14 protein-coding genes are annotated in these 13,829 nt (G+C 68.6%); 5 read left to right on the forward strand and 9 right to left on the reverse strand.

Annotated elements, in window-relative coordinates:
* Positions 1–7: 7 nt before the first annotated feature.
* The 9 genes from VI056_10105 to uvrC all read right to left on the reverse strand — a co-directional run bounded on the left by VI056_10105 (position 8) and on the right by uvrC (position 7,794).
* Positions 8–394 carry a phage holin family protein gene (locus VI056_10105; GenBank protein HEY6203385.1) on the reverse strand — a complete coding sequence of 129 codons (387 nt, stop codon included), beginning with the start codon at positions 392–394 and terminating at the stop codon, positions 8–10.
* A 23-nt stretch (positions 395–417) separates the two neighbouring features.
* Entirely contained in the window at positions 418–1,239 is an 822-nt protein-coding gene (locus tag VI056_10110) for an ABC transporter permease (protein HEY6203386.1), read from the reverse strand.
* Positions 1,239–2,078, reverse strand: coding sequence for an ABC transporter permease (locus tag VI056_10115; protein ID HEY6203387.1), 840 nt, complete (start codon positions 2,076–2,078; stop codon positions 1,239–1,241). The genes VI056_10110 and VI056_10115 overlap by 1 nt, the downstream gene beginning before the upstream one ends.
* The gene (locus VI056_10120; protein HEY6203388.1) at positions 2,075–3,082 is read right to left on the reverse strand and encodes an ABC transporter ATP-binding protein; all 1,008 of its coding nucleotides are present in this window, start codon (positions 3,080–3,082) and stop codon (positions 2,075–2,077) included. The genes VI056_10115 and VI056_10120 overlap by 4 nt, the downstream gene beginning before the upstream one ends.
* Positions 3,083–3,170: 88 nt before the next feature.
* The gene (locus tag VI056_10125) at positions 3,171–3,587 is read right to left on the reverse strand and encodes a hypothetical protein (GenBank protein ID HEY6203389.1); all 417 of its coding nucleotides are present in this window, start codon (positions 3,585–3,587) and stop codon (positions 3,171–3,173) included.
* On the reverse strand, positions 3,587–4,966 hold the full coding sequence (locus tag VI056_10130) for a DUF4097 family beta strand repeat-containing protein (GenBank protein ID HEY6203390.1): 1,380 nt from the start codon (positions 4,964–4,966) through the stop codon (positions 3,587–3,589). The genes VI056_10125 and VI056_10130 overlap by 1 nt, the downstream gene beginning before the upstream one ends.
* Positions 4,963–5,346: a DUF2089 domain-containing protein gene (locus tag VI056_10135; protein HEY6203391.1), complete on the reverse strand. Its 384-nt coding sequence runs from the start codon at positions 5,344–5,346 to the stop codon at positions 4,963–4,965. The genes VI056_10130 and VI056_10135 overlap by 4 nt, the downstream gene beginning before the upstream one ends.
* 127 nt (positions 5,347–5,473) lie before the next feature.
* Positions 5,474–5,920 (reverse strand): GNAT family N-acetyltransferase, encoded by a 447-nt coding sequence (locus tag VI056_10140; GenBank protein ID HEY6203392.1) that lies wholly within the window; start codon positions 5,918–5,920, stop codon positions 5,474–5,476.
* Positions 5,920–7,794: an excinuclease ABC subunit UvrC gene (uvrC, locus tag VI056_10145; protein HEY6203393.1), complete on the reverse strand. Its 1,875-nt coding sequence runs from the start codon at positions 7,792–7,794 to the stop codon at positions 5,920–5,922. The genes VI056_10140 and uvrC overlap by 1 nt, the downstream gene beginning before the upstream one ends.
* A 44-nt stretch (positions 7,795–7,838) precedes the next feature.
* Between uvrC and VI056_10150 the strand changes: the two genes are divergently transcribed.
* Genes VI056_10150 through VI056_10170 form a run of 5 tightly spaced genes read left to right on the forward strand, consistent with a single transcriptional unit; the run spans position 7,839 to position 13,692 of the window.
* Positions 7,839–8,651: an IclR family transcriptional regulator gene (locus tag VI056_10150; GenBank protein HEY6203394.1), complete on the forward strand. Its 813-nt coding sequence runs from the start codon at positions 7,839–7,841 to the stop codon at positions 8,649–8,651.
* A complete protein-coding gene (locus VI056_10155) occupies positions 8,648–10,075 on the forward strand; it encodes an FAD-linked oxidase C-terminal domain-containing protein (protein ID HEY6203395.1) in 1,428 nt (475 codons plus the stop codon). Before VI056_10150 ends, VI056_10155 begins: the two co-directional genes overlap by 4 nt.
* The gene (locus VI056_10160; GenBank protein ID HEY6203396.1) at positions 10,072–11,244 is read left to right on the forward strand and encodes an FAD-binding protein; all 1,173 of its coding nucleotides are present in this window, start codon (positions 10,072–10,074) and stop codon (positions 11,242–11,244) included. Before VI056_10155 ends, VI056_10160 begins: the two co-directional genes overlap by 4 nt.
* Positions 11,241–12,530, forward strand: coding sequence for a heterodisulfide reductase-related iron-sulfur binding cluster (locus tag VI056_10165; protein ID HEY6203397.1), 1,290 nt, complete (start codon positions 11,241–11,243; stop codon positions 12,528–12,530). The genes VI056_10160 and VI056_10165 overlap by 4 nt, the downstream gene beginning before the upstream one ends.
* A gap of 52 nt (positions 12,531–12,582) precedes the next feature.
* Entirely contained in the window at positions 12,583–13,692 is a 1,110-nt protein-coding gene (locus VI056_10170; GenBank protein HEY6203398.1) for a cation:proton antiporter, read from the forward strand.
* Positions 13,693–13,829: the final 137 nt, after the last annotated feature.

Consider the following 13,829-nt stretch of genomic DNA (forward strand, 5'->3'; position numbering starts at 1 on the left):
CAGGGCGTCAGTCGGGCAGGACCATCGAGAGGCCCCAGCTGACGATCGAGATGACGATCGCGGCGACGAGCGCGACGAGGAAGCCGTTGACGACGAAACCCAGGAACGGGATCGCCGAGACCAGCAGCAGCATCAGCGCGTTGATCACCAAAATGAAGAGGCCGAGCGTCATACACGTGATCGGCAGCGAGACCATGACGAGGATCGGCTTCACGATCGCGTTCACGATCCCGAGCGCGAGGCCGGTGAGGATGAGCGAGAGGTAGCGACCGAGATCGCCCATCCCGTAGTCGACCTGGCCCCACTTGATGGAGTCGGGCGAGTAAAGGTTCACGACGTACGCAGCGACGACGATCGCCAGGGCGTTGATCAGCGCCCGCCACACGATGCCCATCGGCCCTAGCCTAGCGGGACGCGCTAGTACTGTCCGAGCGTGCCCCGGATGCGCATCGTGCGCTCGGCCCGCGCGAACGCCCACCTACCGACCGGGAACACAAGGAGCGTCGTGGCGATCAGGCCGACGTACTCGAGCGTCGGGTCAAAGAGGGGTCGCGCACCGAGCGCGTGCTGGCGCAGTAGATCCATCGCGTACGTCGTGGGAAGCAGCAGCGCGAGGGGCTGAAGCACCAGCGGCAGGAATGTGATCGGAAAAGACACGCCCGACGCGATCCCATACAGGAAGTTCGTGCAGTCGACGAAGAAGTTCGCCTCGCGGATGACGAGCACGATCCCGGCGAGGAGGTACGCGACACCGAGCATCGCGACGACCGCGACGAGGAGCGCCGGAAGGGCATAGACGATGTTGAGGCTGAAATGCAGGCCGAAGAAGGCGATGCCGACGGCGAAGAGCATGAGCTGTCCGACCATGAACTGGGCGATGCCAAAGATGGCCCGCCCGATGAGGATGGTGTCGTGCCGCGTCGGTGTCAGCCATGTCGGCTCGAGGGTCCCGAGGTCCATCTCCCAGCGAAGCGACATCGCCATCGCCCAGAACGTCGTCGACACGAGCCCGGCGATCACGCCACCCATGAAGATGAAGCCCGACAGGTTGTCCGTCCCGATCGCGGACTCGAGCCCGATGACGCGCCCGCCGACCGCGAAGGCAGCGCCGAAGAGGAACGCGGGGATCACTCCCTGATAGAGGGGAATGAACAAGGTCGCGAACATCGACCACTTGTAGCGCGAGAAATTGCGGATGTCCTTGCGCGCGATCGCGAGCGCCGCGCGGAGCTCGTCCATCAGTACCGGCCGAGCATTCCGCTACGGCGAGCGCCGCGTTCCAGCGCGCGGAACGTCACGATCGCCAGCATGGCGAAAGCTGCCGTGAGGCCGAACGTGATCGCGAGATCGCCCGCGACATCGCCGAGCCCCAGACCGCGCAGAAGCACCGCGCGGATGTCCTGGACGATGTACGTGGGCGGCAGGACCCACGCGACGGCCTGCGCCCAGCCTGGAAGCATCAGTACGGGGAACGTGATGCCACAGGCGAGAACGAAGATGCCACGCACGAGCTGCACGATCGGCCCGATCTCGCCGAAGCGCAGGACACCCGCCGCAAAGAGCGTGCCGATGGCATACAGCGCCGGCAGCGCGAACGCGATCACGGCCATCGTGCGCAGCACGCCATCGAGCGGAAGCGCGACGCCGAACAGGATCCACATAGCGGCGCCCATGACCACGAACGTCAGCCCCAGGGTCGGCAGCGCCGCGGCGGGCGGCCCGAACAGCGCGACGAGCCGTGACGTCGGCGTGAGGAACATCGCCTCGAGCGTTCCGCGCATCTGCTCCGTTCGCAGCGCGGTACCGGGACCCCACAGGATCGTCGACAGCCACATGTACATGGCAAAGCCGACGAAGACGAAGCCGGCGACCTCCACCGTTCCAGACCGTTCGGCGAACGCGGCGATGGCCTTCGGATCGGAGCCCGAGTATGCCTGTCCCATGAGCACGTAGGACGCGGGTAGCAGCACCGGCCAGAAGATGAGGCCGAGCCACATCGTCGGATAGCGCCGGACGGTGCGCAGCTCCTTTCGCACCGCCGCGACGAACGCGCGGAGGTCGGCGGCGATGAGCGTCACTCGCGCAGCGCGCGACCGGTCAGCGAGAGGAACACGTCCTCGAGCGTCACGGGCACCACTTCGACGTGGCGCACGGTCGCGCCGGAGGCCTGCGCGGCATCGAACGCGGCCGGCACGAGCTCGCGGGCGGACCGGCAATGCACGGTCACCGCGAGCGTCCCATCGGTGCGCTCGTGGCGCGCGACGGTCCCGACGCGCGCGAGCCGCTCGAGAAGTGCGGCGCCGTCGCCCGCGAGTCCGATGTCGAGCCGGACGATCTCCTCGGCGCGGATCGTCCGCTTCAGCGCGGCCGGCGAGTCGAGCGCGACGATCCTGCCGTGATCGATGATCGCGACGCGGTCGCAGAGCTGGTCCGCTTCCTCCATGTAGTGCGTGGTCAGCAAGACGGTGCGGCCCTGTGCGCGAAGGTCGCGCACGCGGTCGCGCAAGTCGCGCGCCGACTGCGGATCGAGGCCGACGGTGGGCTCGTCGAGGATGACGAGCGGCGGATCTGGCAGCAGAGCCCGCGCGAGAGCCAGCCGCTGACGCATCCCCGTCGAATAGCGCTCGACGTAATCGTCCGCGCGGTCGCTGAGCTTCACGGCGGCGAGCGCCCTGTCGATGCGCTCCTTCATCCCCTTCGGCGGCACGTGATAGAGCGCGGCGAAATACTCGAGGTTCTCGCGGGCCGTGAGCTTCCAGTACAGGCTGCGCTCGCCGGAGAGCATCGCGCCGAGCTTCGCTCGCACCTCGCGCGGACGGCGCGCGACATCGATGCCGAGCACCTCGATGGCGCCACTGGTCGGCTCGAGGAGCGTCGAAAGCATCTTCATCGTCGTCGTCTTGCCGGCGCCGTTCGGACCGAGCAGTCCGAAGATCTCGCCGGTCTCCACTCTCAGGTCGATGCCATCGACAGCCCTGATGCGCGTGCGCTGATCCGGTCGGCCACGCAGCCTGTGCCAGACCGTATGGCGACCCTTCTCGAATTCCTTGACCAGCCCCGTCGCGACGACGGCGGCGATCACTCGACCTGATCAATCTCTCGGCTGTGCCGAGAGACACGCTCAAGGCTGGTGGTCTCGCTCCTCGCGGGTGAACCGCTCGTCGCTCGTCTCATTCAACAAAGATCTCGACCCGGTCTTCGTCGTCTGCGATGTCCACGAACTTGCCCGGGTATTCGATCGAGCGAAGGAGCTCATCGAGGTCGATGCCGAATTTCGACAGGTGGCCGCGGACCAGCCCGCTCGAGGCGAGCTTCATCTTTCCCACTCGCGCGATCGCGAGAGGGATGGCGACGTTGACCTTCTGCTGCCCGTTCTCGGTGACGCGGATGCGCAGGATGCGCCCGCGGGCGCCGGGCGGGATCGGCGGCTCGGGTGCGAGCGGTGGCGTGGGCGGGGTGGGCGGCGTCGGCCCGCGCGGCCGTTCGTCGATGTCACCCAGTGCGCGCAGGAGGCGGAAGGCCTGCTCGACGTCGACCTTGCCCTCGGCCAGCAGCTTCAGGACCTGCCTGCCCTCGTCGCTCGGCATCAGCGCCCCCGGCGAGCGGCATCGAGCGCGGCCGCGGCGTCGTCCACGCCAAGCTCGCCACGCGCGAGACGCTCGAGCACCGAGCGGACCTCCTCACGCGACGACATGTCCATGGGCTGCGTCCGCTCGACGTCGGCCGCCCTGGCCTCGTCGGGCGTGAATTCTTCCGTCTGCGCTTCGTCGGGTGTCGACGCGCTCGTCCCGCGCACAGTGAGATCACCACTGACGGTCTTGACGCCGACGTGGCCGTGGCCACCGCCGACCACCACGCCGTACTCCTTGCGACCGCGCCGCACGATGCGCGCGGGAAGCTCGCACTCGACATCGCCGCTCGCGGTGCGGTACTCGATCGTCACGTCCGCTTCTGCGAGCGCCAGCTCCACGTCCCCACTGATCGTCTTGAAGCGGTGTTCTTTCCGAGGATCGAGGCGGCCTTCGATCTGGACGTCCCCGCTCACAGTGTGCAGCTGGGTCGAGCGCAGTCGTGAGCCGTTGATCGTGACGTCGCCGCTCACGGCGTTCCCCTCGAGGTGCCCGACGTAGCGCCGGCAGTCGACGTCGCCACTCACCGACTTCAACCGCATCGGTCCCTGCACGTCCTCGAGCCGCACGTCCCCCGACACGGTCTGGATCTCGATCGGCCCATGAACGCCCTCGACGGACAGCTCACCGCTCACGGTCTGCGCGTCGACCGCGCATTCCGCCGGCACCGTGATGTCGAAGTCGACACGGAAGCGCTTGCCACGGAAGAGGTCGAGCCAGCCGCGCTCCTGCTCGTACAGGTGCGGCTCCACGAGAAGCTCGTCACCGTGTTTCTCCATACGCACCTCGAGGTTCTGCAGCAGCCTCTTCGCGCGGTCCTCGCTGCTTGCGCTCACGCGCTTGCGCGCGACGACCCGGATCTCGCCCGGCGCGCCCGCCGCGGTGACCGAGGTCTCCCCGGAGACGTTCCGTACCTTCAGGTGCGGCGTCTGCTTGAAGGTGAAGCGCTCCTCGATCGACTCGGAGTAGCTCTCGCCGCCCACATCGCCGACAAAATCCCCGACGAACGCGCGCGCGAACTTGCCGGCGTCGAACTCGCGGCCGTCGATCTTGAACGCAGCGCTGCCCGATCCGAATTCGATCCTGTGTGAACGGTGCTCCGCGCGGCGTGACGCGTGATCGGCGTGGCGCGCCTCCCGTTCCGCATCGCGCTCGGCGCGACGCGCCTCGCGTTCCGCGCGGCGCTCCTCGCGCCCTTCCCGCGACGCCCAGGGCCCGCGATCCGGATCTTCGTCCTTCTCCGCGTCCTTTGCGGCATCCTTCGCGGCATCCTGGGCGGCCTTCTCGGCCGCTTTTGCGGCGTCGCGCTCCTCGTCGTCGTGGCGGTGTTCGCTCACGAGGTCGGCTCGCCTTCGAGCAGATTGGCAGCGTCCTCGGCGGCGATGCGCCCCTCCGCGAGCTCCCGCAGGATCTCCTTGCGCCGCTCGCTCTCGCGGTCCGGCTCGGCCTGCGACGGGAAGCCGAGCGCGCGGATCATCGCGTCGAGGCGCGAGCGCACCGTCGGGTACGAGATGCCGAGCTCGCGCTCGATGTCCTTGAAGTTGCCGCGGGCGCGTATGAACGTCTCGAGGAATTCGAGCTGGTCCGGGGAGAGCGCGTGGAAGCGGCCAAGTGAGAACGAGCCTTCCATGCGCGTGCCGCAGCTGTCGCACTCGAGGCGCACGACCTTTAGCTGTTCCGAGCAGATGGGGCACTTCGCGACCACTGGATTCGCCATGCATCGAAGATGCGTCTCGACCTAAAGGAAAGTCAAGCGTTCCTCACGGTTCTGTAGCCGAGATATCGAAACGATGAGGTGACGGAACGCGTCGCGGATCACACAACTGCGCGCAGGCGCCGGACCGTCACACGAACAGGTGGTAATGCTGGAACTCGTCGTCCCGCCGCCAGCCGCACGACTCGTACAGCGCCTGCGCCGTGCTGTTCGTCACCGCCGTTGCCAGGACCAGCCCTTTCGCCTCGGTCTCGACTGCCCACTGCCTCGCGCGATCAAGCAGCCGCCTGCCGACACCCCCGCGCCGGACACCTGGCCCGACGAACAGATCGTTCAGGATCCAAAGGCCCTTCAGCGACACCGAGGAGAACGACGGGTACAGCTGCGTGAACCCGAGCGCTTCTCCGTGATCGTCGCCCACTGCCAGGAAGATCACCGACTCACCGCGTCGCAGGCGCTCGTCGAGAAATGCGCGCGCCGCGACGACATCGGAGCGCTGCCCGTAGAACTGCCGATACGCGTCGAACAGCGTCGCGGCATCGTCCAGGTCCGAAAGGGTCGCGCGCTTGATGAGCATCAGGACGACAGCGCCTGTTTGATCCGCTCCGCGAGCGCCGGTCCCACGCCACCGACCGCTGCGAGCTCCTCGACCGGCGCCTCCTGCATCGCTCTCACGGATCCGAATTTCCGGAGCAGCGCGCGCTTGCGTGCCGGTCCGACACCGGCGACGTCGTCCAGGATCGATCGGATCGCTCGGCGCGCACGTACCTGCTGGTGGTACGTGACGGCGAAACGGTGCGCTTCGTCGCGTATCCGCTGGACCAGGTACAGGCCCTGAGCATTGCGCGGCAGGACGATCGGATCGGGCCGGTTCGGTACGAACAGCTCCTCGCGCTCCTTGGCCAGTGCGGCGATCGGGATCTGCAGCCGGCCCGCGTCCGCGAGTGCGTCGAGGCCCGCGGAGAGCTGTCCCTTGCCACCGTCGAGGATCACGAGGTCGGGCAGAGGCCACGACGACTGCGCCTCCGGTGACGCACTCCGCGCGAAGCGCCGCTTCAGCGTGTCGCGCATGTTCGTGAAGTCGTCGTTGCGGTCGGTGATGCGCGCGCGGAAGCGGCGGTACTGCGATCTTGCCGGGCGGCCATCCTCGAACACGACCATCGAGCTCACCACGCTGGTGCCCTGCACGTGGCTCACGTCGTAGCACTCGATCCGCTTCGGCGGCCCCTCGAGACCGATGGCCTCCTGAAGCTCTCGTAGCGCGACCTCGGTCTTGCCACGGTCGGCGAGCCACCGCACGCGTTCCTGTTCGAGCGCGTCCGTCGCGTTGCGCTCCGCGAGCTCCGCAAGGTGTCGTTTCTTGCCGCGCTGCGGCACGAGGAGTCGCGCCGGACCTCCGCGCCGCTCCGTCAGGAACGTTTCCAGCGAAGCGGATTCGGGCAGCGCCATCGGCGTCACGATCTCCGGCGGCAGCGTCGTCGCGGCGCTGTAGTGCTGGCGCAGGAACGAGGCGACCACCTCTGGCGGGCCGGCGCCCTCCGAGCCCTCCAGCGCGAAGTGATCGCGTCCGACGATCGTGCCGTCGCGCACGCGGAAGAGTTGCACGACCGCGTCCCCCTCGGCCAATGCCGCGGCGAGCACGTCGAAGTCGTCACCCTTGTACGCGTGCACCTCCTGCCGATCGAGGGTGCGATCGATCGCGGTGAGGCGGTCGCGAAGCGCAGCTGCGCGCTCGAACTCGAGCACCTCGGCCGCCGACTCCATCTCCTTGCGCGTCGCGCGCGCGAGCGTCTCGTAGCGACCTTCCAGGAAGAGAACGCTCTTGTCGATCGTGGCGCGGTACTCGTCCTTCGTCGTGTTGCCGACGCACGGCGCGGTGCAGCGCTTGAGGTGGAAGAGCAGACATGGTCGCCCGCCGGGGAGCGCGCTCGGCGGTACGGTCCGGCCGCGACCCTCGTCCCCCGCGAGGATCGTGAGCTTGCAGGTGCGATACGGGAACAGCTTCTGGAGCAGATCGAGCGACTGATCGACCGACTTCGCGTTCGCGAACGGTCCGAAGTAGCGCGCGGTGCGGTCGCCGAGCGAACGCGTGCGCAGGATGCGCGGGAAGTCCTCGCCGAGCGTGATCTTCACGTATGGATAGGACTTGTCGTCCTTGAGGCGGATGTTGTACCGAGGCTTGTGCTGCTTGATGAGGTTCGCCTCGAGGAGGTACGCCTCGGAGATCGACCCCGTCACCGCGAACTCGACCCGTTCCGAACGCTCGACCATGCGGACGTGGCGCACGTCGAGGCTGGGGCCGAAATACGCGCGGACCCGGTCCCGGAGGACATCGGCCTTGCCCACGTAGAGGACGCGACCGCGGCTGTCCTTGAACAGGTAGACGCCCGGCGCGTCCGGGAAGGACGCGACCTGGGCCTCGAGGCTCTCGCGCCGCTCGTCCTTGTTCATGCTCGGGAGTCCAACGGCTATCCTTTCACGCGGCGGAGGGAACTTTGCGCGAAGCGAAAGACACCGGCGCGGCCCCGAAGCGTGCTCGGCGATCGGTCCAGTCGGTCGACCGGGCGCTCGACCTGCTCGAGGCGCTGGCGGCGGCCGAGGGCGAGGTCTCGATCACCGCCCTCGCTGCGCGCACCACCCTCCATGTGTCCACGGTCCATCGTCTCCTATCCACGCTGCTACGTCGCGGGTATGTTCGCCAGAACCCTGAAACGAGCCGCTACTACGCCGGCGCGAAGCTGGCGACGCTGTCCGAGGGCCGGTCGCGCTTCGGCGAACTCCGCCTCCGCGTTCGGCCGGTGCTGCGGGCGATCACCGAAGCCACTCGTGAGACCGCCAACCTCGTCGTCCTCGACGATCTGGCCGCCGTGTACATCGAGACGATCCCGAGTCCGCAGGTGGTGCGGCTCTTCACGCAGGCCGGCAACCGCGTGCCGCTCCACGCTACCGGTGCGGGCAAGGCGATCCTCGCCGCGCTTCCGGCCGCGCGACGCGACGGCGTCCTCGATCGGCTCGAGCTCCGGCCGTACACGCCGCACACGATCGTCGACCCGGCCACGCTGCGTCGCGCGCTCGAGGAGATCCGCGAACGCGGTTACGCCATCGACGACGAGGAGTACGACGACGGCGTCCGGTGCGTCGCGGTGCCGGTCATGGGCGCGCCCAGCGAGCTCATCGGCGCCCTCTCGATCTCAGCGCCGGCGAATCGGCTCACGCGGCAGCGCTGCACGGAGCTCGTTCCGTTGCTGCGGCGCTCGGCGTCGGAGCTCGCCGCGGCCCTCCGCGAGAAGACCGAGCCGTCGGCGTGACCATACGCGCGGGGTTGCGCGGCGCGCCGCTCATCTCGGCGCTGACGGATCTTCTCGGGAGGGACAAGGTCCTGGGCACGCGCGAGGACCTCCTCATCTACGAGTACGACGGCGCGGTCGACACCGCGACACCCGACGCGGTCGTGCTCCCGAACGACACGTCCGACGTCGCGAAGCTTTCGCGCTTCTGCCATCAGAACGACGTGCCCATAGTTCCCCGCGGCGCGGGCACCGGTCTGTCCGGTGGCGCGATCGCCGTCGAGGGCGGCGTCGTCGTGTCCTTCGCGCGGATGTCGCGGATCCTCGAGATCGACGTGCCCAACATGCGCGCGGTCGTGCAGCCCGGTCTCGTCAATCTGCACCTGTCGACTGCGGCGGCGCCGCACGGCCTGTACTTCGTTCCCGATCCATCGAGCCAGAAGGCGTGCACGATCGGCGGGAACGTGGCGGAGAACTCCGGTGGTCCGCACACGCTGGCGTACGGCGTCACGACGAATCACGTGACCGGCATGGAGATCGTCCTCTCCGACGGGACCGTCGTGCGGCTCGGAGGGAAGGCCGTCGAGTACGACGGCTACGACCTCATCGGCGCGTTCGTCGGCTCGGAGGGAACGCTCGGCATCGTCACGGAGATCACCGTGCGCCTCACGCCGCTGCCCGAGGACAAGCGCACCATCCTGGCGGCGTTCCCGACGATCGACGGCGCGTCCGAGACGGTGTCCGCGATCATCGGCGCCGGCATCGTGCCCAGCGCGATCGAGCTCATGGACCAGCTCGCGACCGAAGCGGTCGAAGCTGCGGTCGGCGCGGGCTACCCGCTCGACGCGGGCGGCATCCTGCTCATGGAGGTCGATGGCCTCCGCGACGGTCTCGATGACGCGGCGACGCGCATCGAGGAGATCTGCCGCGCCAACGGGGCGACGACGCTCCGGCGCGCGGCGACGACGCTCGAGCGCGATCGGCTGTGGGCCGGACGCAAGGGCGCGTTCGCCGCGATGGGGCGCCTCGCGCCCGCGTACTACGTGCAGGACGGCGTGATCCCTCGAACGCGACTGCCCGAGGTGCTCCGCACCGTCCGGGAGGTCGCCGAGCGACACGGCGTGCGTATCGCGAACGTCTTTCACGCCGGCGATGGCAACCTCCACCCGCTCATCCTCTTCGCGAATATGAGCGAGCTCGAAGGCGTGAAGCAGGCGGGTCTTGAGATCCTCGAGGCCTGCGTCGCGGCCGGCGGCTCGATCACCGGCGAACACGGCGTGGGCATGGAGAAGAACTGCTTCATGCCACTGCAGTTCACCGCGGAGGATCTCGCGACGATGGGACGCGTGAAGACCGCGTTCGATCCGCATGGTCTTTCGAATCCGGGAAAGATCTTCCCTACTCCGGGCCGGTGTCGCGAGTTCCAGCTCGGCGCGACTCGGTGAACGCGACGACCACCGAGCGCATCCGTCCCACTGACGCCGCTGCGTGCGCACGGGCTATCGCCGACGCCGCGGCGGCGTCACGCAGCATCCGCATCCGTGGCGCCGGCACGAAGGACTACATCGGCGAAATGCTTCCGACCGACGCCGTGCTCGACACGACCGCCCTCGCCGGCGTCGTCGCGCACGTTCCCGCGGATCTCACCGTCACCGTGGCCTCGGGCACCCGCCTCGCCGACCTGCGGACAGCGCTCGCCCGCGCGGGACAGTTCCTTCCGCTCGATCCCCCGCACGCGGACGCGGCGACGATCGGCGGGATCATCGCGGCGAACAGCACCGGTTTCTGGCGGTCGCGCTACGGGGGCGTTCGTGACCTGCTCATCGGGACGACCGCAGTGCTCGGCGACGGCACGATCGCGCGGTCAGGTGGCCGTGTCGTGAAGAACGCCGCGGGGTACGACCTCAACAAGCTTTTCGTCGGCTCCCTGGGCACACTCGGCGTCCTCGTCGAATGCACCTTCAAAGTCCTTCCCGCGCCGCCGGTCAGCGCGGGCGCGCATGCCCAGTTCGCGGACAGCGCGGGTGCGTTCGCGGCAGCGGATGCGATCGCTCGTACGTCGGCGCGCCCGGCTGCGCTCGCGATCTCAGGCGGACCGGGCGGAGCGTGGGAGCTTCTCCTCCAGGCCGACGGCGACGCCGCGCCCGTCGCGCGCACGCTCGATCTCCTCTCACAGTCGGCACGCGCACAGGGCACGAGCGCGCAGCGCCACGACGGAGTTCCGGGTGTGCTGGCGACGCTCAACGAGATCTCCGGCAACGCCGACGGCATGGTCGTGCGTGCCGCGCTGCCGCTTGCCGCGCAACCCGCATTCGCGACCACCGCGGCCCGACTGGAAGGCTTCGCGCAGCTGGTGGCCGACGCGGCGAGCGGGATCGTTCGCGTCGTCGTGCGCGGCGACGACAGAGTCACGCTCGACGCGGCCGACGCGCTGATCGCAGCGGCGCGCGTGGTCGGAGGCTCCGCGCGGGTCGAGCGGCGACCAGATTCCGTGCGGGGTCGCCTGCGTGCGTGGGGCGACGCCGAGCCGGCGGGACTCTTCCTGATGCGACGCCTCAAGGAGGCATTCGACCCGCGCGGCGTCCTCGAGCCCGGAAGATCCGCAGCGGGATGACCGGCTACCCGAACGCCGACGCGCCGTCGCCCGAGCTGCTGCAGCGCTGCGTGCACTGCGGGTTCTGCCTGCCGACCTGTCCCACATACGCGGTGCTGGGCGTCGAGATGGACTCGCCGCGTGGACGTATCCGGCTGATGGAAACCGTTTGGCAGGGCCGCGTCGACGTCAAGAGCGATCCGTTCGAGCGCCACATGTACGGGTGTCTCGACTGCCGCGCCTGCGAGACCGCATGTCCTTCCGGCGTGGAGTTCGGGAAGCTCATGGAGGGCGCGCGCTCGCAGATCGAGGCCGCTCGGCCGCGCTCGACCACCGAACGTCTGGTCCGCATGATCGCGTTCCGTTTCCTCCTGCCGCGCCCCGCGGTGCTCGGGACCTTCGCCCACTTCTCGGTGCTTTCGAAACGCCTCGGCGCCGCGGCGGTCCTTCGTGCGGTCGGTTCTCGAGTCGGGCTCGCACGGCGACTCGCGGAACTGCTCGATCTCGTACCTGATCGCGCGTCGTCGCGCTCGTTGCCCGCCACATATCCAGTGCGTGGCGCGCGACGAGGGAGCGTGGCGCTCTTCACGGGCTGCGTCATGCGCGCGGCCTTCGCCGACACGAACGCCGCGACCGCACGCGTGCTCGCACGCAATGGATTCGAGGTGATCATCCCCGGGGACCAGACGTGCTGCGGCGCGCTCCACGCGCATGCAGGCGAGCGTGTGGACGCACGGGCCCTCGCGCGACGAAACATCGCGTCGCTCGAAGGACTCGCCGTGGACGCTTTCATCGTGAACGCCGCGGGCTGCGGCGCCGCATTAAAGGAGTACGGCTGGCTCCTGAAGGACGACCCCGCCTGGTCCGATCGCGCGAGCCGTTTCGCGTCACGCGTGAAGGACGCGAGCGAGTTCCTCGGAGACGCAGGCCTGACCGCTTCACCAGGTCCGCTCCGCCTGCGCGTCGCGTACGACGACCCGTGCCACCTCCTGCACGGGCAACAGATAAGGGACCAGCCCCGGGCGATGCTCGCCGCGATCCCCGAACTGAGAGTTCTGCCGCTCACCGAGGCCGACTGGTGCTGTGGGAGCGCCGGCACGTACAACGTCACACAACCGGAGCTCTCGGCGAAGCTCCTCGAGCGCAAGGTCGGCCACATCACAAGCAGCGGCGCGGAGCTGGTCGTGACCGCGAATCCCGGCTGCCAGATGCAGATCGCCGCGGGCCTGCGCGCGGGACATGTCCCGGTTACCGTCATCCATCTCATGGACCTTCTCGATCGCGCGTATTCGGACGCGGAGCGTTGACCTGCCGCTGACAGACGCGAACGCGCTCCTACTCCAGATCGCGGTCATCTTCGTGGCGGCGAAGGTGTCGTCGGAGCTCGCGATCCGCCTCGGCGGCGTCGCCCTCGTGGGCGAGATCATCGCCGGGGCCGTGCTCGGGCCGCACGGATTCGGGATCATCCAGGAGAACCAGCTGGTCGAGGGTCTGGCCGAGCTTGGCGTCGTCGTTCTGCTCTTCAGCGTCGGCCTGGAGACCGAGTGGCACCAGCTGCGCGACGTCGGCATGCGCGGCATCGTCGTCGGGAGCGTCGGCATCGTCCTGCCGTTCATCGGCGGCGCGGCGATCGCTCTCCTCAGCGGCCACCAGACGATCACCGCGCTCTTCGTCGGGACCGCGCTCGTGGCAACGAGCGTCGGCATCACCGCACGCGTGCTGGAGGAGCAGGGACTTCTGAAGCAGCGCGAGTCGTTGATCATCCTCGCCGCGGCCGTTGCGGACGATGTCCTGGGTCTCCTCGTGCTCGCGATCGTCACCTCGGTCGGAGCCGGCGCCCTCGACGCGACGCGCGTGCTGATCCTCCTGGTCGAGACCGCGGTGTTCATCGCCATCCCGCTGACGATCGGACGAATCGGCTATCGCGAGCACGGCCATCGTTCGCAGCTGCTCAAGATCCCGCACGGCGCGCTCTCCGTCGCACTCATCATCTGCCTGGTGTTCGCCGTCCTCGCCGGCTCGATCGGGCTGGCGGCGATCGTGGGTGCCTATCTCGCCGGTCTCATCGTCGCCGAGCTGTCCGATGAGCTGGAGCTGAAACGCGACCTCTCGCCGATCCGAGCGCTCCTCGTCCCGTTCTTCTTCGTGCTGACCGGAGCCCGGTTCGACATCGCTACCATGCTGCGGCCGGAGTCCCTGGCAATCGGCGTGGCGATCACTCTCATGGCGATCGTGACCAAGCTGATCGGCTGCGGCCTCGCGATGTGGGGCACAAGCCTTCGCTCGGCTGTACGCGTCGGCGTGGGGATGGTGCCCCGGGGCGAGGTCGGCCTAGTCGTCGCTTCGATCGGGCTCGCGGCGGGCGTGATCGATGGACCGCTCTATGGCGCAGTCCTCATGATGGTGGCCGTGACGACGCTCGCCGCCCCGCTGCTACTGGGCCCGGCGTTCAGGTTCCGGGCGCGATGACGGCGTCGAAGACCGAGTTCCGCCGCAAGCTCGATCGCGCCCTCGACTCTGACAAGCTGCGGGTCGCGCTCCACCGCGCCCTCCCGGCTCTCGGTCTGCGCCGTGAAGACCGGATGCGCGAGATCGACTGGCCGAAG

It is taken from the genome of Candidatus Limnocylindria bacterium (assembly GCA_036523395.1).
Taxonomy (GTDB): Bacteria; Chloroflexota; Limnocylindria; order P2-11E; family P2-11E; genus CF-39.